Source organism: Arachidicoccus ginsenosidivorans, from assembly GCF_007971385.1.
Taxonomy (GTDB): Bacteria; Bacteroidota; Bacteroidia; order Chitinophagales; family Chitinophagaceae; genus Arachidicoccus; species Arachidicoccus ginsenosidivorans.
Genome location: NZ_CP042434.1, coordinates 4,833,752 through 4,854,126, shown reverse-complemented (window position 1 = coordinate 4,854,126; position 20,375 = coordinate 4,833,752). Strand labels below are relative to the sequence as shown.

Here is a 20,375-nt window from a genome sequence, read left to right as displayed (position 1 = left end):
ATTCATTTTTTATTTAAAAAGGAAATTATTAAGATCTGTCAAAAAATCAGCTTTAAAAAGTGGCGGTTAATTATAAAATAATGTGTCTACCATTGGGAGTTATTGGAAGTACTATTTATAACCCATGCAAACGAATAATATTTTATTCCCAAATTGAATATTCTTTTGATTATCGTTTTCTATTCGATCCGCTCACTATTAAAATTAAATGATGAAATCTTTTCTCTTGGTGCTATTTTGCTCTTTCGCTATGCTAACCCAGGCACAACAACCAACAGGCAAGCGATCAATTTCCGGCATCGTCCATGATGCGAACAATTTGCCGCTAGTGGGAGCTACTATTAAAAGTACACGCACAAACCAAGGAGTGGTCTCGGATGATAGTGGAAAATTTATAATCACAGCACTTAGCAACGATACCCTGGTAGTAGATTATGTGGGTTATACAACCCAGAGGGTGCCTGTTTTAGATAAAACAATATTGAATATTACCCTTATCAAAAATAATATCGGTGATTTAAACGATGTCGTTGTTATTGGTTACGGATCTGTTGAAAAGAAAAATTTGACAACCGCCGTCGCAAGCGTAGATGCCAAAAAACTAACAGAACAATCTTCTACAACCAATATCATCCAAGGCTTACAGGGTAAGGTTGCGGGAGTTAGTATTTTTCAGAATTCCGGAAAGCCAGGCGGTAGCCCGACAATCAGAATTAGAGGAACTGGTTCCATTAATGCATCAAATGATCCATTATATGTAATTGATGGAATCGTTGGAGCAGACCCAAATACCATTGATCCCAATATTGTCGCCTCAGTGGATGTACTAAAAGATGCAGCCGCATCAGCCATTTATGGAGCAAGAGGAGCAAACGGCGTGGTTATCATCACCACTAAAGAGGGCTCCAAAGGAAGCTCAGTGATCAGCTTTAATCACACCAGCAGTATCAGCAGTTTGGAAAGGGAACTAAAATTACTGGATGCTAATGGCGCCCTGGAAATGATCAAACGGCAATATGCCTATAGCGACAAACTTCCTCCAAATCTGGATCCTGATAATGATTTTGCCAGAAAAAGTGAGCTTTTTAATGCAGATGGCAGTCCAAAATACAATACGGACTGGCAAAAAGAAGCAACAAGATCTGCCTATTCTACCAATAATTCGCTGTCTTTTTCAGGTGGAAATCAAAAGATGAGCGTACTGGCCAATGTATCTTACAAAAATCAACAGGGAATTATGCTTAACAGTTACCAAAAGCAAATTAACGGTTATTTGAATATTGGCTGGGACGTTAAGCCCTGGCTTCATTTACAGGCAAATATCAATGGGGGAGCTTATGAAGGTAACAATGTGGAACTCAATACGCTTGGTCTAAATGCTATTCGGGAGACTTATGAATTTTTGCCCTTTTTGCCCGTCACCTACGCAGACGGCACTTATTCCAGAAAAGGAGATTACCCCGGTGCAGAAAACTCAGAAAATCCAGTCAAACTCTTAAACGACATTAAAGATATTCAGGGAAATATATACGCTCAAAGCAGTTTTATCGCCACAGTGCATTTTAGCAACAAACTGGATTTTACAACCAGCTGGGGCGGCCAGTATGCAGGCCCCTATGAAAATTATTATGCCGGTAAAACTGTATTTGGCGTTTCCGAGACCCAAAACGGGGTAGCGCAAAGAACCAATGGCACTAATGCTGGATGGACAAACGAAGAGTATTTCACCTATAATACGGATTTTGGCAAAAACCAGTTGAATGTGGTGGCAGGTGCCAGTTGGTATTACAATGTAAGTTCCTCAACCAAAGCAGGTTCCGAGAATTTCTTCGATGACTATTTTACCTATAATAGCCTACAGACGGGTACGGTATTAGAACAGCCCAACTCCTCCAAAATAGAGTATCAGCTGAATTCTTATTATTTAAGACCCACCTATAACTATGACAACCGGTATATAATCAGCGGCTCCCTACGTGCAGATGGCTCTTCCAGATTTGGCAAAAACAATAAATATGGAACATTTTATTCTCTTTCCGGTGCCTGGCGTTTGTCCAATGAAGCCTTCTTTAAACCCGCTTTGAATGCGGTCAATGATTTAAAATTAAGAGTCAGTTATGGGGTAGTAGGTAACTCAGAAATCGGCAATTATGCAACGCTCAATCAATTGTCCAGTCAGGTGGCTGTATTTAATGGAAGTGCAGCTGCTGGCGTCATATTGACAAATCTGGGTAATAATGACCTGAAATGGGAAAGACAAAATCAGTTTGATGTCGGTATTGACGGCTCTTTTTTACACAATAGAATAAGTTTTACAGGTGATTATTATAGTAAAAAGACAACGGATTTACTCTATCTTAAACAGCTACCGGCCACAACCGGCTATCAATCCACCTGGGATAATATCGGATCCATCCGTAACAGGGGCATAGAGCTAGCCATCACGACCAAAAACATTGTTTCTGACAATTTTGATTGGACCACCACTCTAAACTACTCCATGAACCGCTCCAAAGTACTGGATATTCATGGAGATATCCTCAGTGAATGGGCAGGAAGAATTGAAGAGGGGCGGTCATTAGATGAGTTCTATGGATATACAAGGATTGGCACCTGGGGAAGTAACGAACAACAGGAGGCGGCTAAATACGGACGGAAGCCAGGGGATGTCAAGTACCTGGACAGAAATAACGATGGCGCCATCAATGCTGATGACCAGCTTTATCTGGGTCATAAACTACCTCGTTACGAAGCAAACTTTACCAGCACCTTGCGCTATAAACAATTTTCGCTATTTGTAGACGTGCAAACCATGCAAGGCAACAAAATCATGGATTTTAGCCGATTTATAACAGAGGGTGACAATCCCAATGTCAATACTTATACCAGTATCCTCAACGCATGGACACCAGATCATCAAAATACAAGATTAGGGGCGCTAAGGACCACCGTTGAGCAAAATAGTGCTATGGGTATTGATAATTTCACCATTCAGGACGGTTCTTTTGTTCGGATTAGAAACATTGGCCTAAATTATTCCTTTCCCGAAAAGCTACTCCAGCAGTGGAAATTACAAAAATTAAGTGTGGGTATTCAGGCAGAAAACTACTTTTTATTTACTAAATATACGGGCTATGACCCAGAAATCTCTTCTTTTGGAGGTGGTCTGAATCAGGGTGTGGACGTTTACGGCTATCCCAAACCTAAAATTATTGCCCTAAACCTAAACCTAACCTTTTAAATAACAAGCATCACGCTTTTTAATTGCAAATAAAATGACAACAATAAAAATAAATTCTCGCATTACAACGCTATTAATCGGCCTCGCTTTGCTTTGTTCTTGCAATAAATTTTTGGATGAAAACCCCACAGGTTTTATCACTACATCGGCGTATTATAAAACTGAATCTCAGATCAGGGCGGCCGTCAATGGTGCATATTTGGGCCTGGATGATATGTTTACTTCAGACATTGGGGTAGGGGTGAGTGCTGCATTTTCACTGGAATATATTACCGGATACAGTATTCGTCCCAGAAATGGAGCCGATCAGGCCTGGCTGGATCTTAAAAACCTCATCAATACCGACGGCAGGTATGAAACCTGGTGGGACGCCACCTTCTATCCGCTGGAGAACTGTAACAGTGCGATCGATCATATTTCTAATTCAACGATTATCAGCGATTCTGCCAAAAATAAATATTTGGGAGAACTCTATTTTTTAAGGGCCTGGTACTATTTTCAAGCAGTAAGGTTATTTGGCCCTATCCCACTTAAAACAACGCCTACAACGGACCTGTCAGATATTCAGCCCCCAAAAGCGACTGAACAACAAATTTATGACCAGATCGTCAGCGATCTTGAAAAGGCAGAAGCCGCAGGACTCCCCTGGACAGACGTTTCAGGACACGTAACGATGGGAGCTGTAAAATCCTTATTGGCACATGTTTACCTGACAATGGCCGGTTATCCACTACAAAAAGGGAATACCTATTATCAAAAAGCGTATGATAAATGTCTGGAAGTAGTCAATAGCGGCCAATACGCCTTATTTTCCAGTTATAAAGATCTCAGAGATCCTGCCCTGCAAAATACCGGGGAGCATATCTTTATGCTGCAGCGCAATCAGCAAAATGCCAATAATCTCATGCATTTCGCACTGATGCCTTATCCAGAGCAACCCATATCCATAAATTACACCGGTGGTGGCGGCCTGGCACCCAATATGGCTTTTTATCACTCGTATGCACCTGGTGATCTACGGATCCTAAATGAACAATTCTATTATACCCAACTACCAAAGTATGGCGCACCCAATCAAATAATCAAATTTTCCCAGGCTTATATTTATAAATATTGGGATGAGGCTGCAGAAACCTCCGGAAAATCCGGAGAAAACCTGCCGCTTATTCGCTATGCAGAGGTTTTACTGGATCTGGCAGAAGCTAAAACACATATTGATGGCGGTCAAACAACCGATCCTGCAGCGATCAAAGCATATTACCAGGTGCATCACCGTGCCTTTGCTAATTACAAACAACCCAGCTCCATTAGTTTTGACCAGGTATATAAGGAGCGTTTTTGGGAGCTCAGCTTTGAATTTAAAACCTGGTACGATATGATACGTACCCGCAAGACATTTGATGTCGTAAACAATAAAATCGTGGATTTACTCGGCTATAAGGCTCCGACACATTTAGAACCATTCAAAGAAAGTGACCTACTCTTTCAGATCCCTTTTAACGAAATACAGAAGAACCCGAACTTAAAATAACGCAATCGGTTAAGAAAGAAAGCAAAAGAATTAGAAAGCTTTATACTTCTTGGTTGAAATTTTAGGCAATATGGCTGAAGGGAAATCAAATGCCATTAACCAGTCAAAGGAAGTGTTAAGTACACAACAGGCTGCTCCTGCTTTAAATGTTTCACGACCTTAACTCGTAAAACTTTTAAAGCAGGAGCAGATTCCTTTTTCAAAAGCGGGAACACATCTCCGTGGTGAATTAAAAGATGTTTTAACAATAAGAAAAAATGAAAACCTTAAGTTCAAGTCGTAAGAAGTTGGATTACCTTATAATAGAACTGACCTACAACCAGCTATGATAGAGCGGTTAAAAAATTGCAATCCAGATGAATTTATTTTTCAATTTCTCAAATCAGTGCCAAAGAAAACGGTTATAGCCTTTAAAAATCAAGTCAAAAATTTTAAAAAGCCCCACTGTAAAATCGCACGGATGAGGGCCAAAATCCTACGTTTATTCGGCCACCCATTTTTGGACTTTTTTCTGCCATCTTAACAGCTTATTTTTTTCACCTATTTAAATCTGGCCAAATATTCCTATTTTATAATGAGCCACTTTATCTCATCTTTAGTTGCCAATTATAGAGATCTCAGATAGAGCATTTATTGATGTTTAGGGCCTTTTGGGATGCAATCCTTCGTTTCGCTACGGCAAAGCCTTCGCTCCACTCTGGATTGCATCCCAAAGCCACTGCTTCCGATAAAAGAAGGTAATTGGCAAACTTGCATTTTGGCTTAGAATAAGTGCGTTCAAATGGTCTATGGTTATAAGAATTATTGGTCGGTTTTAAAATAAGAATCTTTCAAAATTTATGGAATAGCTTAAAATGTCATGACAGTATGGCCATTTACCCCGGCCGAATAAACATAGGATTATGACTTTTTTATTTAGGAATTTACACCCCCAATACAATTTTTGATATTTTAAGATCTTTTGAATTTCTTGCCAAAACTAAATATCCAAAACACGATAAAAACTGCTTTAATTTCTAACAGCAAATCCTGTCTAAAAAACAAACTTCAATAAAAAAATTACATTCACATCAAAATACCAACAATATTAATATTAAACATTTGTATAATACCAATTCGAAATAGTTTAATATTGTCCGAAGCAGTCCGCACAAAAAAAAAGAGGTGATTTTCAACCAAATAGATAGTTTTTATTTATATTTATAGCCAATTCATGTTTTGGTGGGTAACCAATGAGTGCCCTTGGCATTTAAGGTGTTACTGTATCTGAGCTAAGAAAATAAAGGGAAACGACCTGAACCTAGCCATGAATTGTAAACCATAGACAATGAGAAGATCCATATTATTGCTTTTAACAGGTGTGACAATTGCTTTGAGCCAAATGTGCCTAGGCCAACCTAATGACCAGCAAACTGTTAAGACCCTGCGCGTCAATCCAGACTATGCCAGAGGTGGCACCGTTTCGCAACTTTTCGATAGTATTACTTACATACCTTTAGAAACCACCAAAGAATCAACCTTTGGCAATATTCAATACCTGCAGGTCTCCAGGCATTATTTTGCATTTTTTGATTACAGCACAAAGGGCATTTTTGTCTTTGACAAAAAAGGGAAATTTATTGGTAAAATCACTAAAGTACCCGGTTTGAATGACATCTGGGAACTGGCTAATTTTGTATTAAACCCATATTCTGAGCACATTTATTTGGTATATAGCATTTGGGATAAGCATAGTGTAACAGTTATCTCCAAACTGGCCATTTATAAGCCCGATGGGCAGCTGGATCATCAACAACTGTTCGATACGACAAATTTTAATGGCCTAAATGCCGATATGTATACTTTTATAGACACCACAACGACACTGCATAGCGTAAATCCCGATAAAAATCCGCACCATACTTATTTTGTAACAGTTAAAGATTTTAAACAGCCAGAAAAATACATCATGCCAGAGACCAAAGGCGATCCTTTTATTAACCCCAGAAAATCTTACCATAGATCCTCTACGCAGGACGGATGGGGATTTTGGACCAGGGGCTATGATTATACCTTTCTAACCTCCAAAGGGGAGCAGTTGCAGGCGTTCAAAATGTTGCTGCCAGCCAAAATATCCCTTGACAGCTCCTTTTACAGAGATTCCGCCATGATGCGGCCCGGCAATGCGGCCAATGAGTTTGGCAGGAAGCACAGTAAGCTCGTGACCAGCATCAGTCAGGTTTTCCGCTGCGGCTCCTTACAATTTTTCACCTTTATAATGGGATATTATTCCTCCATCGATTGCAGTTATTTTTATAATCTAAGTAATGGCAATCTATATAATTTTGGAAAAATAACACCAGACAGCACCAACGGTTATTTGCCCATCGTTTCTGTAGCCCCTGCCGCAGCAGACAGTAACTATATTTACAGTTTTATGCCTTCTTTCGCGTTGTTTTCAGCTAAAGAACAGGCAGCGGATAAACATCCGGTTTATTCGCCTGTAATGCAACAGTATTTTGCAACTGAAAATCGTAAAAGCAACCCTGTCATTGTACTTTTAAAGCCTAAAAAGGACCTCTAATAGTCTAGTTCGCATATGAAATTAATTTTAAAATCAATATTACTTTCAACTTTTATGGCCTTCTCACTTTTAAGCGGTGCCCAGCCCATAAAAAAAATAAGAATAAATCCGGATTATGCCAGAGGCGCCACTGTATCGGAGATTTTTGACAGTGTTACCTATATACCGCTAGAAACCACCAAGGAATCTACTTTTGGTTCTATTAACAATTTACAGGTAAGTAAGCATTATTTCACCTTCTATGATTCCGACACAAAGTCCATTTATATATTCGATAAAAAGGCAAATTTGAGGGAAAATTGACCAGGCACCGGACCCAAAACAATACAATTACGGGCTATATAACTTTGTGCTCAATCCATTTGATGAACTTATTTATTTGATTTATGCATATTGTAATCATGATAACCCCAAAAGACCTGTCGTAATACAGCTGGCTGAATTTAATCCTGCGGGGGGATTGAATAAAGTCGTTAAATTGGACACTACGTTGTTCAAACCACTTAGTTATAGTTCATTTTCTTTTTTCTTGGGTTGAAACCACCGCCTTTTAGGCGGAAGGCTTAAGCTCAAGAATTGCCTTGAAAAATAATTGTAGTTTTTTGTGCTAATTATTTGTGTATACTAAAATAATTATCTATCTTTGTCAAAGATATGGTAGTTGTAGCACAAATAAAGTTAGTTCCAGATCGGGAGCAATTTGGTCTGTTAATGGAAACATTAACGGCAATGAACCTTGCCTGCAACCAAATATCAGCGGTGGCTTTTGATAACCAGTGTTTTAATAGAATAAGGTTGCATAAGCTAACTTACTACGCTATACGGGAGGATTTTGGACTTAAATCCCAAATGACCATCCGGGCTATTGGTAAGGTTGCAGATGCATACAAGGTTAAAGCCAAAAAGGCTACCGGTCCAATTGATACCCAAAGAACCTTCAGATTAAAAGGGGCGGTGGCATTTGACTGTCGTATGATCAGCTTTGCTCTCTCCAGTGATAGCCTAAGCATACTTACGCTTGAAGGAAGACAAGTAATGAAATTTGAGGTTGGAGATAATGCCCGTAATTTGTTGGCATTTCAAAAGGGAGAATCAGATTTGTTTTTTCGTAACGGTCACTTTTTTTTAAATGTCAGTTGTGATATCCCGGAACCCGAATTAATAGATCACGAAAATGTGATCGGTGTTGATTTGGGCATCAATCAGTTAGCGACTTTGTCTACTGGGGAATCATTTGATGGCCAGCAGACTGAAAAGGTACATAAAAAAAACCAAGCCAAAAGAACTGGTCTTCAAAAAAAGAAGACCCGTTCAGCAAAAAGAAAATTGAAAAAAAACTCTGGAAAGAGAAAAGGTTTAAAAGAATCAGAACCACATAATAAGTAAAAGAATAGTGGACGAGGCCAAACGCACCGGATCTGCAATAGCGTTAGAAGATCTAACAGGTATTCGCAGACGGCAAAGGGTTCGCAAGAGCCAACGTTCCAGGTTTTCTGGTTGGGCATTTCATCAATTACGCCAATTTATCATCTATAAGGCTAAGCTGGCCGGAGTACCTGTATTTTTGGTACCGCCAGCATATACTTCCCAAAGATGTCATAAATGTGGACATATTGAAAAGGCAAACCGGAAAACTCAAAGCGAATTTGTGTGCTGCAGCTGTGGTCACGGTGACCATGCGGACAAGAATGCAGCATTAAACATCGCCGAATTAGGCTGCAGTCAATCAGCCCATGGTCGCGTTGTCGGATTTATCCGACAGTAGTGGCAAGCCCTCGCCTTCTAGGTGAGGGTATGTTGACTTGCATTTACAGACAGCAATACTGCAATATTTGCAAATGATACCAGGGACAGCAGTAACCACCATCACTTCACCATTATAAAAGACTTCAAACATGTCATTCAAAATCTGATCCCCTATGACTTATCAGATCCTTTTATAGATTATGCTAAAATGTACCAATTGAAAAATGGCAGCACTACTAATTCTATTTGGACCAGAAGTCACGATTTTAATGTGGACATCATGGAAGATAGGGAGCTCATCAAATATAGATTTGTTTACCCGGCAAATCTGACCCTTGATTCCGCTGTTTATAAGGATACAGTCATGATGAGAAACTCCTTACTATTAGACGACTATAATCGATTGCATAAAGATTTGATTACCAGAATAAATAATATTTATAAATCAGGAAATCAATTGGCCTTTTTTTTGCCAATAGGAAATAGTGATGTCGGTTATTTGTCCAATCTTTCCTCTGGCAATTTATATAGTTTTGGCAAAATAACACCAGACAGCACAAATGGTTATTTGCCCCTGATCCAGTATGCAATCACCGGAGCAGACAGCCAGTATCTTTACAGTGCCTGCCTGCTTACTCCTTATTTGAAGCAAAAAACAGAACAGCAGATAAGCAGCATTTCAGCGGCTAATTCTTTAAATTCTTAATATTTATTTAGGGGATGGCTCCGCCTGAGGGCTGTTTTTGACCATCCCTTAAGTGTTATACCCGCAATGCATCATTTCATACGCTTAATATTTTATAGAGACCTACAGTTTTATGTAGGGGTGAGTTGATATTTTTTATACTCCATTCCCTGGTTAACATTGGGAACACTTGCTTTTAAGCCTTATTTGGTACCTCCCTTTTATTTCAAAAAGGCTTTCATCTAGTGTGGTAGCAGACAATGTTTCCATGAGCTTTTTCCACAGATTTTTAACCGTCTGTTTACTATGCTGCTGCAGTAATTGAACAAAATCTGAACTATGCTCAACAAAGGAATTAATCATATGCGCTATTTGAAGGCACTGATAATAATTGCGGTAACTACTAAATGAGTTGCGCGAGAATTTATGCCCCAGACTATAGCCGCCATTTTTTTGACTATTGTAGCCCTGATTTTCTATTTTCCATCTATTTCTGCCTGTCTGACATATCTCCCGAACATTTGCCCCTGTAGGCTTTATGTTGGTTATAAATACAAATCGGTTTATTTCTTTTTATCGTCTTCTTCGGTCGGCTTTCCCTCTTTACTATTATGAGTTGTAACTTGTTCACAACTCACCCAATAAAGTGTACACCCTTCATGCTCCAATGGCTCTTCCAGCCATGTATAGTCTTTGGTTATTGTTGTTTGGCCTTTAGCTTTTAATTCTACTGTTTGCATGCTGCGATGCTTATCTTGAAGATCATAAATATCTTCGTGCAATACGCTAAGGATGTCATCAGGAAATACAACAACATACGTCCAATTATTTTCCTTGCAGATCTGCATAAAGGTTTTGTTAGGATATAGTCCATCTGCAAGGATACAGATGGGTAGCCGTGGAAAATACTCTTTGAGCTTAGCGGCTAAACGCACAAAAGCCTCGCGCTCACAGTCTTGCTTCTCGAATTCTTTTCTATCCTTATTATTTACCCACTCACTGGCTAAAGAAATGGCTAGTCCAGAGGATGTTACCAGTTTAGCTTCAACCACATGGTGCATATAGGTAACGACCCCTTTCTTAGATGTTTTATAAATCCTGCTTCCTTCACCGTCATTTGAATCATAACTATTGGTCCCTGTTCCATCAATAGCTACAGTAAACCATTTGCCTAGAAAACGGAATCGGTGAAGTACTCGCTTCTCTAGTATCTGGCATACCAAAACTGCTTTGAGCTTTTCTAGTTCTTCTGGATCCAGCAGCCGCAAAAAGCGCTCAACAGTATCCATATGGGGTAGTCGGAGCTTAAAGAGTTTATAATAATTCTCCCTGAACTTCTCTTCTTGTCTGTCATTATTAGCGCCATTGCGGGTGGTCTGTTTAAAAAGAAACATACTTATACAGCCAGTGACTAGCTCTGCTACACTGTAATCGCGCCTACGGCGCTTGTCGGATAACTTATTCATCCGGTCTTTTAAGTCAGGCATGTACTGCTTAATAACTCTATTTAATTGACTTACAATGGCTTGTCCTTTTGGCGCTTGTGGGGTACAAGATCTTTTCTGAACCATCGATCCTTACTCTATAAGAAATGTCCAAAAAAGCATAAAATATTTTTAAATAATTGACTATTAATTTTGTATATAGAATGAAAATATCTATATTTGTGTCCAAAATCAAGAAAGCCGGTCCCTTTTAGAAAAACCGGCTCTCAAATTAAAACTTTAAATTATATGAGTAAGAAATCGAAGGTCCCCAGAGGGGGATCTTGTGCAAATTTCGCACTCACAGCCGTAAAATTAAATTATTTTACCGACCTACAAGCCAATAAAATCATATATTTTAGCTAACCGCCGAATTGCTGCAGATAAGCATCCTGTTTATTCAGCGGCTATGCAACGTTTTTTTTCAACTGAGAATCGAAAAAGCAATCCCGTTATTGTCCAGTTAAAACCCAAACGGAACCTGTAACCAGTAAATCCTATGCGCCAATATATACGTATTACGATCATTATATTAAGTATACTAGTGGTGACAGTTTCGTCAGACTCTGCTCAATTCAAAAAGGATTCTACTTGTATAGGTGCGCTGACAGGCATCGTGCGCGATTCCTCGCATAATTACGTCATGCAGTCCGCTACTTTGGCGGTATATAGGGTAAAAGATTCTGCGCTGGTCAGTTATCAACTTAGTAATAATTTCGGGGAATTTAATTTTAAGCAGTTGCCGGTAGGTACACCCTTAAGAATCGTCGCCAGTTATATAGGTTATAAAAATACGGTACAAAAGTTTATTATTACAGCCAAAACCAGCAAACTAGATCTAAAGCACCTGAATATGGACCGGGAAGCGGAGGGAGAAAATACAGGCCTTGAGGATGTAGTTGTAAAATCTGTGCCCCTGTACAGATGAACGGGGATACCCTTGAATTTAATGCAGATGCTTTCCATTTGGATCCCAATGCGGTGGCGGAGGATCTGCTGCGTAAATTACCTGGCGTAGTGGTCTGGGGAGATGGCACCATCACGGTCCACGGCCGGGAAGTTAGCCGGGTACTGGTCAATGGCAAGCCGTTTTTTGGCGGAGACACTAAGGTAGCCACACAAAATTTGCCCAAGAAGGCCGTGGAAAAAGTGCAGGTCTATCAGCAAAGTAAAAACAAAGACAATCCGCTTGATTCCATCACAGAGGTCAATATTCAACTAAAAAAGGCAAAGAGGTAGGGCGTTTCGGCAAACTGGCCGGCGGTGTCGGCACGGATAAACATTATGAGGTGGACGGTAACATTAATTTTTTTACCAACCGGACGCAGCTTGGAATTGTAGGCGGCATTAATGATATCAATAAAGTGGCTGGTGATGTAAATACATTAATGCGTAATAGTACCTATAAAGGGGTAGGAGCCAGTATTGAATATCAGCCTGATTTTAGCATGTCCGGCATTAACCTCAGCCGGGCTGGTGGCTTCACCTTTCAACAGGACTTTATTGAACATCCTGATTATTACCAAAACAACCGCCTGACCAGTAATTATTTTATTCGCAGTGGCATAGGCAAACAAAAAAATGAGACAAAGCGTATTACTTCTTTAGGCGGAGATTCTACCCAAACACAGCAAAGCATAAGTCAACAAAAAAGCACCTTTACGCCGCAAAACTTCACGGCCAAGTACGAAAAGAAAAAAGACAATTACGCCTTTGATATTAATTTGGGTCTAAATACGGCCGTCACAGATAATACCAGCCAAAGTAATACCGTATTAACCACGTCCTATGGAGCCAGTGGAAGCACAAACTCGTCCAAGGATAATACCCATAATGAAAACCAGGGTGCTAACCTGTCCGCACATGTACAACACGATAATGATCAGTTCCTAAAAGGCATATTAGCACCTAAATGGAGTCTGGACTATGGCCTCACCCTGGATAATAATGATAACCTCAACCTTAAACAGACACGCTTCACATCGCTCACCGATCCAACTCAAAATCAATATATTGACAGAAAATACAATACACAATCAAACGGTATTTCTCAATATCTATCCCTTGATTATGGCGGACTCTCTAAATCGATCCTACCCAGGAGACTGCGTAGTATAGATATAAGGCTCAAAAATACAATTGGCGTCTCAGCAAAGCATCAAAACAATTGGATTGGAGATAAGGACACGCTTACTGGAAAATATACCACAAACACCTATCTGAGTGGCAAAAACAACTATACGCAGATAAATGAGCGTCCTGGACTGGAATTTTCCAAAACGCTTTATAAGAGCCTGGCCAACCGCTATAGCAAAAGCATTACTTTTACAGCATTAGCGCAACAACAGTTCTATTACAAAAAGAATGAATCTTCCCACGATTTTCAAAACATAACCCAAAAATACCAGCAGTTTATACCCAGCGCGGGCATCAATATTCAAAACTATCAATATGGCGCCTTTATGGATGTGTATAATCTTCGCTACGAAACAGGGGCCGCCTATGCTGATATTAGTCAGTTAGCACCTCTGGTGGATAGTTCCAATCTATATTATATCCACAAAGGCAACCTTCATCTAACACCTTCCTATACCCAGTCGCTTAATTTTAGATTCAACCACAATAGTTTTACGGCAAAAAATCCATTCAATTATAATTTTGGTATCGGTGTTGGCAAAGTGGACCACAACTTTGCTGACAGCAGTGTAACAGATAGTCTAGGCAGAAGCACACACTATACCATTAATATAGACGGTTATAAGTACCTGAGTGGCAACCTGACCTTAAATAAAGCCTTCAAATTTAAAAATCACCAGATTCAAATAAGTTATTATGGCAATATAAACATCAGCCGCAATCCTTCTTATATTAATGCTGTATTCAATTATTCCAAATCGTTCTCTGAAAATCATTCCCTCACGCTCAATTATAACATGAAAGACAACCTAGCCGTAAATCTAATGCAAAGCTACGGTATGTACCGTTCAGCGCAGCAAGGAGCCAATAACCTTGTTTTTAAAAACACGACCGCAAAAACAAGGCTGAGCACGAGCATAAAGTGCACCCGCAGATTAACTGTAGGCAGCAATATTACTTATAACCATACCACTTCCTCTGGATCAGATGCAACCAATTTTACCATCTGGAACGCACAGGCTTATTACCGGTTCTTCAAGGGCAATAACCTGGAGCTTAAATTCTCTGCCCTCGATCTTCTGCATCAAAATACCAGTATCATTAATTATGGGAGCAATAACGTCATCTCCAGGGGCACGGCTCAGGTATTACAGAACTATTATATGGTCACCCTCTCTTTTTACCCCAGAAGATTCGGGAAGAAAAAATAAACCCCGAAAAGGACCACGGCAAATATCGCTGTATCAAGCTTTTTGATTTAATCTATTAGCAAGAGCCATTCCAGGCTAAAATTTGATATAAGCAATCCGGCTTTTTATTGAAGATGTATAAATGGGGCCATGGCTAAAAACAATCCTATAAGTGATCCAAACAGCGCTCGCTTAAACTTACCACCCAGTATAGCTGATATAAACACTTATTCATCCCGTTTATTGTACAACATCGGTATCTACCGGCGTATAACCTAAATGTCTGCTCAGCAGTAAGATTTGACCCTTATGATGAAATTCATGTGTTGTCACATGGGTAAAAAGCTCCAATGGCGAAAGATATTTAACCCTGCCCTTGACCTCCAATTGTAGTTTATCAAACAGCGTCGATTCAAATTGATCGATAAACCTTATGATTTGCGTGTCTATGGAACCAAGCAGGCGTTCAGCTTCCTGGATCGACCTTATAGCCGTATATTGTGTAAAATCAAGATCCATCTGGAGTGCACGCTTCAGTATCCAAAACTGATAGGTATTGGCCACATGCACGAGTAAATTGCGAATGCTGCCACCCAGCGGGAACGCACTATTTTCCCTGAGGAAGTCTTCCATTGAAATCGTCTTACAGTAATTCAATAGCCTCGCTCTTGATTCTTTGATCAGACCATACTGGCATTTTAGACAGGTGGCGGCTTCAATCATGGTTATTGTTTTAAAGTTCACGAATGGACAGAAGTACAAAAAAAGTCAGGCTGCAATGACCATACCTTATAGTACGGCAAAGATACGGACATTAGCCAAGGTTGATCAGAAGATACATTGAAATTCTTCTCCTTGGGTATTTCGTGTGCAGAAAATTAAAACAATTTTAATTTCTTTTGCAATGACGCGTATAATTAAAGTGAATTTTTTTTCGTATTGACAGTCTTTTGTAGTTGGGTTGCCGCATAGAATAACCTTTATTTAAAACTCAATAACAACAAGTCATTTTGGAAAGTGTACAAAATAAACAGCCGGTGCCCATAAAACCTTGGCGTCAAGATTTTATAGGCACCGGCTGTTCCTAATTACAATAAGGCGTGGAATGCAGGCAAATTACTAACTGAACTTGCAAATGCCTGTCGCTTTCTAAGCGTAATTTAAACCTTATTTCAGCATCAGCTCCACTACCGGGATATCATAAGGTGGTCTGACCTTAGGCATATCCAGCATCAGATCCTCACCTTGCGTCTTGTATTGTAGCTCAGAGTCATCATTTAAGAGTTGGGCATAGCTGATTTTGCCATTATACCCGGGTAGTCTAAGTTTTCCATCCTCCGGTATTTTGTATAAGAAGACATATAATCGTTTTGTTTTAGGATTGTAGCTCAGCTTAGTACCTTCCGGTACCTGATAGCTGTCCGGTGCAAAAGTACAGCCATAAATAGCTCTGTCATTGGCGTGCATCCAATAGGCAATACTGTCCAGGTGGCTGACTGCCCGGTAATCAAATTCCCCCCTGGCGGTGGGACCGACATTTAAAATCAGATTACCACCATTGGTAACAGAAGAAATCAACAAATCCAGCAATTGATGATTGGTTTTCCAGGAAGTCTCATCCCGGTAATATCCCCAGGACCCTGAAAAGGTCTGGCAGGTTTCCCATGTCTTGCCTCTATATTTAACAAGGGTATTGGCATTGACCTGTTCTGGAGTCTCAAAGTCATAGCCGTCGCTATAATCATTGAGATCCAATCGGTTATCTACAATGATCCCAGGTTGTAATTGGCGAATCATTTTCAAAAGATCCTTGGCGTGCCAATCTTTGTGACCTTTTCCAAATTTACCCGGATAAGAAAAGTCTAGCCAGAGTATGTCGATCTTGCCATAATTTGTCAGTAGTTCTCTAACCTGATTAAACAAATATTTGCGGTACTTGTCCATATCCCTGCCTTTATTGATTTTGGCATAAGCAGCGCTGTCTCCGTTATCAATGCGCTGTGGATGATACCCATCTATGGTAAAATCCGGATGATGCCAATCGATAAGCGAGTAATAGAATCCCACCTTTATGCCTTCTGCCCTAAAGGCGTTGACAAACTCACGGACCAAATCCCTGTGGGCAGGTGTATTGGTCGCCTTATAATCTGTGTATTTTGAATCAAAGAGGCAAAAACCTTCATGGTGTTTAGTCGTGAGTACGGCGTATTTCATGCCGGCAGCCTTGGCTTCTTTTGCCCATTTTTTTGGATTAAAATGATCAGGATCAAAATTGTCAAAGTATTTCTGGTACTGCTGGTTGGTCAATCTTTCGTGGTTTTTAACCCACTCGTGGCGTGCCGCCTCTGAATAAAGCCCCCAATGGATAAACATCCCGAATCGAGCATCGGTCCACCACTGCATACGCTCCGTCTTTTGTTGCGGGGTTTCATTACTTAAATGCTTTTGTTGGCTAAATACAGGACCGGTCATTAATAGCCCCAGCAGGCAAAAATAGATCAATTTTTTCATGACTTTAAAATGGATTGGTTTGGTAAATTTTAGTTTCGATGACACATAAAAAAATAACGATGATTAAAAGTAGATAACAGAAAACTAAAGGATGAAAAGTACTTTTCGTAACCCTTTTTACTCTTAGGATCCAAGGCTAAAGTTACGCCATGTTTCAGGTTGGCTTTGATGATAAAGCAGCCAATAATGCAAAAATATTGACGAATATTAACCAGCCAGGTTCCAAAATACCTTCCATGGAATTCCAACCAAATGTTAAACCCTACAACTTTTTTTATGAAATTGCGTATTTTGAAAAGCGAAAAGTCAGATGACTGGGGTATTATGTCGGATTTGTTTTTCATCTTTTCCCAATGTTGTCTTATCCCACTTGGACAGGGGGCGTTTTATGGTTCGTGGGCTAAAAATTAAAAGACAAAATGCCGCTAAATATCTTTATCATCAGTCTTTAATTATTTATTTAATCTATTCAAAATCAAATCAAATCAAAACCGAATCTCCATCAATACCCAAAATTTAATGATCGGGATTCACCGAAAAAGACAATTATTATGAACAAAAAAAAATGGTACTTACAGGCATTTACAATCGGGCTATTGACGATGGGGCTTGGCTATGGCATAGGCACCAATAAAGTAATGGCACAAAAAGGCGACTGGGCCAATTTTCATCGATATGAAGCCGCCAATCAGGTAGTAAAAGCACTTCCAGCCTCTGAAAGGAAAGTGGTATTTATGGGTAACTCCATTACAGAGGGCTGGTATCATAATGACAGCAGTTTTTTTAAGACCAACCATTTAATTGGTCGCGGTATCAGTGGACAGACTACTTCACAAATGCTGGTTCGCTTTAGAAAAGACGTGATCGATCTACACCCAAAAGCCGTCGTAATTCTTGCAGGCACCAACGATATTGCAGGTAATACGGGGGATATTTCCCTGGATAATATCATGGGCAACCTGGCCTCTATGGCAGAGCTTGCAAAAGCGCATGGCATAAAAGTGTTTTTATGTTCAGTGACCCCAGCCTTCGATTATCCCTGGAGCAAAGGAAAACACCCGGATGTAAAAATACCTGAACTCAATGAGTTAATTAAGGCCTATGCCAGCAAAAATCACGTAACCTATGTGGATTACTTCTCTAAACTGGCTGACAATCGTAATGGCATGCCAGCTGATTTGGCAGTTGATGGCGTTCACCCTAAACTGGCAGGGTATAAGATTATGGAACAGATCGTCTTAAAATCACTCAAAAAAGTCCTTTAAACCAAAAGACGGTAATAATATAAAAAATAATATATGGAGGCAGTGCCACGCTTTTGGCAGCTGGCTCCATTTTTGTTTTTTGGCCAAATCCAGCCGCTGTTGCAAACCAGCGTGAGGATTCGGCGTTTCCCTATACATGTTGTATTTTTGTAGAGGCAGCGATATTTTCGTACATCTCAATAAGGCCATGACAACACAAGATAAGGGGCATAATCATCCACAAAACAGCAGCAGTCCTGCTTATATCCGGCTTTCTGAGCTGGCTGCTATAGTAGGACAGGTGCTGGATACCCGCTTTGGCCGTACGGCTTATTGGGTTTTGGCCGAAGTCTCCGGGCATCAGTATAAACAACAAAAAAACTATCATAGTTTTGAATTGGTGGAGAAAAGGGAAGACGCTGACGCTTTAATGGCAAAGTTTTCAGCCAAAGCCTGGGGAGCAGGTGCGGCTCAAATCCAGCAATTTGAACGACTGACAGGCCAAAGATTCACTAGCAATATTCAGGTGCTGGCCAAAGTAAAGGTCGTTTTTCATGAGCAGTATGGTCTGGCCTTGGATCTAATTGAGTTGGACGCCGCCTATACCGTAGGGAAGCTTTATGAAGCCCGCCACCTCACACTACAAAAACTAGTGGCCGAAAATGATTTCATTGAGAAAACAACGACCGGTTACTGGACACGTAATAAAAGCACTGCCTTACCAGTGGTGCTTCAGCGGCTAGCCATTATTTCTTCATTGACTTCAGCCGGCATGGAGGACTTTATTCATACACTGGAAAAAAACCCGGAAGGGTATTTTTTTGAAATTGATAAGTATCTGACAGTCGTCCAGGGCGTAAATAATGCCGATCAGGTGGTGGATCAGTTTATCCAGATATTTAAATCTGGTAAACAGTATGATGCAGTGCTGCTGCTCAGGGGTGGGGGTGCGCAAACAGATTTTATTTTATTTGACCAATACCAGGTTGCAAGAGCCATAGCGAAGTTTCCGGTACCGATCATTACAGGCATAGGACATCAGAAAAATGAGACACTGGCTGATCTGATGGCCCATACAGCCACTAAAACGCCTACGCAGGCCGCAGAATTTATCCTGCATCATAATCGCAGTTTTGAATCTCGGTTGGTGCAACTACGCCAATCGGTCATATTGCATTCAAAAAGCTATCTTTCTGAGGCTAATAATACCTTAAACAGGGTTAATGGCAGGATTGTACACAGAACCCGGGATTTTTTACAATTGCAACAAAGGAGTCTTTATAAATTACAATCCAGTCTTAGCCAGGCGGCAAAGACAGTGATCAGTCAAAATGATCTGGCTTTGCAAAGATGCAAACATGAAACCTTAAGCAATACCAACAGTAGAATAACAGGAGCCAAGGCAGACATTTTAAGACAAAAAGAGAAAATAAAGACCTGGTCAGCCATTACCCTTAAAAATGCGGATGGCGGGCTGAAACACCAACAAACCAGTATCCGGCTGATGAGTCCAGAAAGAATTCTGCAAAAAGGTTTTGCCCTGATTTCTAAGAACGGCAAAATCATAACAGATCACAGGGGGCTCGCACCAGAGGATACAATTGATATTATTACCAGTCAGGTAACCCTTGAGGCTACCATTCACCAAAAAAAAGAAAACAAAGATGGAACAGGATTTAACCTATAGCGCCGCATACGAGGAATTGGAAAACATTGCACTGGAAATGGAAAATGAAGCAGTTTCCATTGATGAACTGGCTGTTCGTGTCAAAAGAGCGGCAGAACTAATAGACTTCTGCCAAAAAAAACTGCGTAATACCGAAAAGGAAGTCGCAGCTGTCATGGCCAGTATGGAGGATACAAAAGGCTCCGCTTCCAAAAACACGCCCAATCCAAGCGAGTAGACGTCGTTGTGACGCTCCCTTCAGGCCGTGCTTTACCTTAGACTTACTGTAAAGCATTATTAGTTTTACCGCAACTTATCATGGTACTTCATTGTAATTATTTTTATTATTGACCTAATCCCCACTATTTTCCCCAATAT

General features: G+C 40.2%; 16 protein-coding genes. 13 read left to right on the top strand and 3 right to left on the bottom strand.

The features are described 5' to 3' along the window. Positions 1 to 208: 208 nt before the first annotated feature. From FSB73_RS19540 to FSB73_RS19510, 7 genes are all read left to right on the top strand, one after another. Entirely contained in the window at positions 209 to 3,241 is a 3,033-nt protein-coding gene (locus tag FSB73_RS19540; protein ID WP_146786084.1) for a SusC/RagA family TonB-linked outer membrane protein, read from the top strand. 34 nt (positions 3,242 to 3,275) lie between these two features. Then, complete coding sequence (locus tag FSB73_RS19535; RefSeq protein ID WP_146786081.1) at positions 3,276 to 4,772, top strand: RagB/SusD family nutrient uptake outer membrane protein; 1,497 nt, start codon at positions 3,276 to 3,278, stop codon at positions 4,770 to 4,772. 1,327 nt (positions 4,773 to 6,099) lie between these two features. Next, the gene (locus tag FSB73_RS19530; RefSeq protein WP_146786078.1) at positions 6,100 to 7,335 is read left to right on the top strand and encodes a 6-bladed beta-propeller; all 1,236 of its coding nucleotides are present in this window, start codon (positions 6,100 to 6,102) and stop codon (positions 7,333 to 7,335) included. Between the two features lie 15 nt (positions 7,336 to 7,350). Next, positions 7,351 to 7,638: a 6-bladed beta-propeller gene (locus FSB73_RS19525; protein WP_146786075.1), complete on the top strand. Its 288-nt coding sequence runs from the start codon at positions 7,351 to 7,353 to the stop codon at positions 7,636 to 7,638. Between the two features lie 408 nt (positions 7,639 to 8,046). Then, positions 8,047 to 8,721: a transposase gene (locus FSB73_RS19520; RefSeq protein ID WP_158639619.1), complete on the top strand. Its 675-nt coding sequence runs from the start codon at positions 8,047 to 8,049 to the stop codon at positions 8,719 to 8,721. Positions 8,722 to 8,728: 7 nt separating this feature from the next. Beyond that, a complete protein-coding gene (locus FSB73_RS19515; RefSeq protein WP_158639618.1) occupies positions 8,729 to 9,100 on the top strand; it encodes an RNA-guided endonuclease InsQ/TnpB family protein in 372 nt (123 codons plus the stop codon). Between the two features lie 198 nt (positions 9,101 to 9,298). Beyond that, complete coding sequence (locus FSB73_RS19510; RefSeq protein ID WP_146786065.1) at positions 9,299 to 9,787, top strand: hypothetical protein; 489 nt, start codon at positions 9,299 to 9,301, stop codon at positions 9,785 to 9,787. Positions 9,788 to 10,329: 542 nt separating this feature from the next. Here FSB73_RS19510 and FSB73_RS19505 read toward each other — a convergent pair. Further along, entirely contained in the window at positions 10,330 to 11,232 is a 903-nt protein-coding gene (locus tag FSB73_RS19505; RefSeq protein WP_146786062.1) for a transposase family protein, read from the bottom strand. Between the two features lie 517 nt (positions 11,233 to 11,749). Here FSB73_RS19505 and FSB73_RS19500 point away from each other — a divergent pair. The 3 genes from FSB73_RS19500 to FSB73_RS19490 are packed head-to-tail and all read left to right on the top strand — an operon-like array spanning position 11,750 to position 14,597. Continuing rightward, positions 11,750 to 12,178 (top strand): carboxypeptidase-like regulatory domain-containing protein, encoded by a 429-nt coding sequence (locus FSB73_RS19500; RefSeq protein WP_146786059.1) that lies wholly within the window; start codon positions 11,750 to 11,752, stop codon positions 12,176 to 12,178. Then, positions 12,175 to 12,489 (top strand): Plug domain-containing protein, encoded by a 315-nt coding sequence (locus FSB73_RS19495; protein ID WP_146786056.1) that lies wholly within the window; start codon positions 12,175 to 12,177, stop codon positions 12,487 to 12,489. Before FSB73_RS19500 ends, FSB73_RS19495 begins: the two co-directional genes overlap by 4 nt. Positions 12,490 to 12,539: 50 nt before the next feature. Further along, positions 12,540 to 14,597, top strand: coding sequence for a hypothetical protein (locus FSB73_RS19490; protein WP_146786053.1), 2,058 nt, complete (start codon positions 12,540 to 12,542; stop codon positions 14,595 to 14,597). A 219-nt stretch (positions 14,598 to 14,816) separates the two neighbouring features. Here FSB73_RS19490 and FSB73_RS19485 read toward each other — a convergent pair whose 3' ends face one another. Beyond that, a complete protein-coding gene (locus tag FSB73_RS19485; RefSeq protein ID WP_146786050.1) occupies positions 14,817 to 15,299 on the bottom strand; it encodes a DinB family protein in 483 nt (160 codons plus the stop codon). Positions 15,300 to 15,743: 444 nt separating this feature from the next. Further along, complete coding sequence (locus tag FSB73_RS19480; RefSeq protein WP_146786047.1) at positions 15,744 to 17,087, bottom strand: alpha-L-fucosidase; 1,344 nt, start codon at positions 17,085 to 17,087, stop codon at positions 15,744 to 15,746. 551 nt (positions 17,088 to 17,638) lie between these two features. Here FSB73_RS19480 and FSB73_RS19475 point away from each other — a divergent pair. The 3 genes from FSB73_RS19475 to xseB all read left to right on the top strand — a co-directional run bounded on the left by FSB73_RS19475 (position 17,639) and on the right by xseB (position 20,235). Beyond that, positions 17,639 to 18,352 (top strand): SGNH/GDSL hydrolase family protein, encoded by a 714-nt coding sequence (locus FSB73_RS19475; RefSeq protein ID WP_225974192.1) that lies wholly within the window; start codon positions 17,639 to 17,641, stop codon positions 18,350 to 18,352. 187 nt (positions 18,353 to 18,539) lie between these two features. Beyond that, positions 18,540 to 20,018: an exodeoxyribonuclease VII large subunit gene (gene xseA, locus FSB73_RS19470; protein ID WP_158639617.1), complete on the top strand. Its 1,479-nt coding sequence runs from the start codon at positions 18,540 to 18,542 to the stop codon at positions 20,016 to 20,018. Then, positions 19,996 to 20,235 carry an exodeoxyribonuclease VII small subunit gene (gene xseB, locus FSB73_RS19465; RefSeq protein ID WP_146786041.1) on the top strand — a complete coding sequence of 80 codons (240 nt, stop codon included), beginning with the start codon at positions 19,996 to 19,998 and terminating at the stop codon, positions 20,233 to 20,235. Before xseA ends, xseB begins: the two co-directional genes overlap by 23 nt. Positions 20,236 to 20,375: the final 140 nt, after the last annotated feature.

What these genes read in the sequence shown, in the direction of transcription:
- FSB73_RS19540 (WP_146786084.1), top strand. Translation starts at nt 209, where the DNA reads ATGATGAAATCTTTTCTCTTGGTGCTATTTTGCTCTTTCGCTATGCTA.
- FSB73_RS19535 (WP_146786081.1), top strand. Translation starts at nt 3,276, where the DNA reads ATGACAACAATAAAAATAAATTCTCGCATTACAACGCTATTAATCGGC.
- FSB73_RS19530 (WP_146786078.1), top strand. Translation starts at nt 6,100, where the DNA reads ATGAGAAGATCCATATTATTGCTTTTAACAGGTGTGACAATTGCTTTG.
- FSB73_RS19525 (WP_146786075.1), top strand. Translation starts at nt 7,351, where the DNA reads ATGAAATTAATTTTAAAATCAATATTACTTTCAACTTTTATGGCCTTC.
- FSB73_RS19520 (WP_158639619.1), top strand. Translation starts at nt 8,047, where the DNA reads ATGGAAACATTAACGGCAATGAACCTTGCCTGCAACCAAATATCAGCG.
- FSB73_RS19505 (WP_146786062.1), bottom strand. Translation starts at nt 11,232, where the DNA reads ATGAATAAGTTATCCGACAAGCGCCGTAGGCGCGATTACAGTGTAGCA.
- FSB73_RS19500 (WP_146786059.1), top strand. Translation starts at nt 11,750, where the DNA reads ATGCGCCAATATATACGTATTACGATCATTATATTAAGTATACTAGTG.
- FSB73_RS19495 (WP_146786056.1), top strand. Translation starts at nt 12,175, where the DNA reads ATGAACGGGGATACCCTTGAATTTAATGCAGATGCTTTCCATTTGGAT.
- FSB73_RS19485 (WP_146786050.1), bottom strand. Translation starts at nt 15,299, where the DNA reads ATGATTGAAGCCGCCACCTGTCTAAAATGCCAGTATGGTCTGATCAAA.
- FSB73_RS19480 (WP_146786047.1), bottom strand. Translation starts at nt 17,087, where the DNA reads ATGAAAAAATTGATCTATTTTTGCCTGCTGGGGCTATTAATGACCGGT.
- FSB73_RS19475 (WP_225974192.1), top strand. Translation starts at nt 17,639, where the DNA reads ATGAACAAAAAAAAATGGTACTTACAGGCATTTACAATCGGGCTATTG.
- xseA (WP_158639617.1), top strand. Translation starts at nt 18,540, where the DNA reads ATGACAACACAAGATAAGGGGCATAATCATCCACAAAACAGCAGCAGT.
- xseB (WP_146786041.1), top strand. Translation starts at nt 19,996, where the DNA reads ATGGAACAGGATTTAACCTATAGCGCCGCATACGAGGAATTGGAAAAC.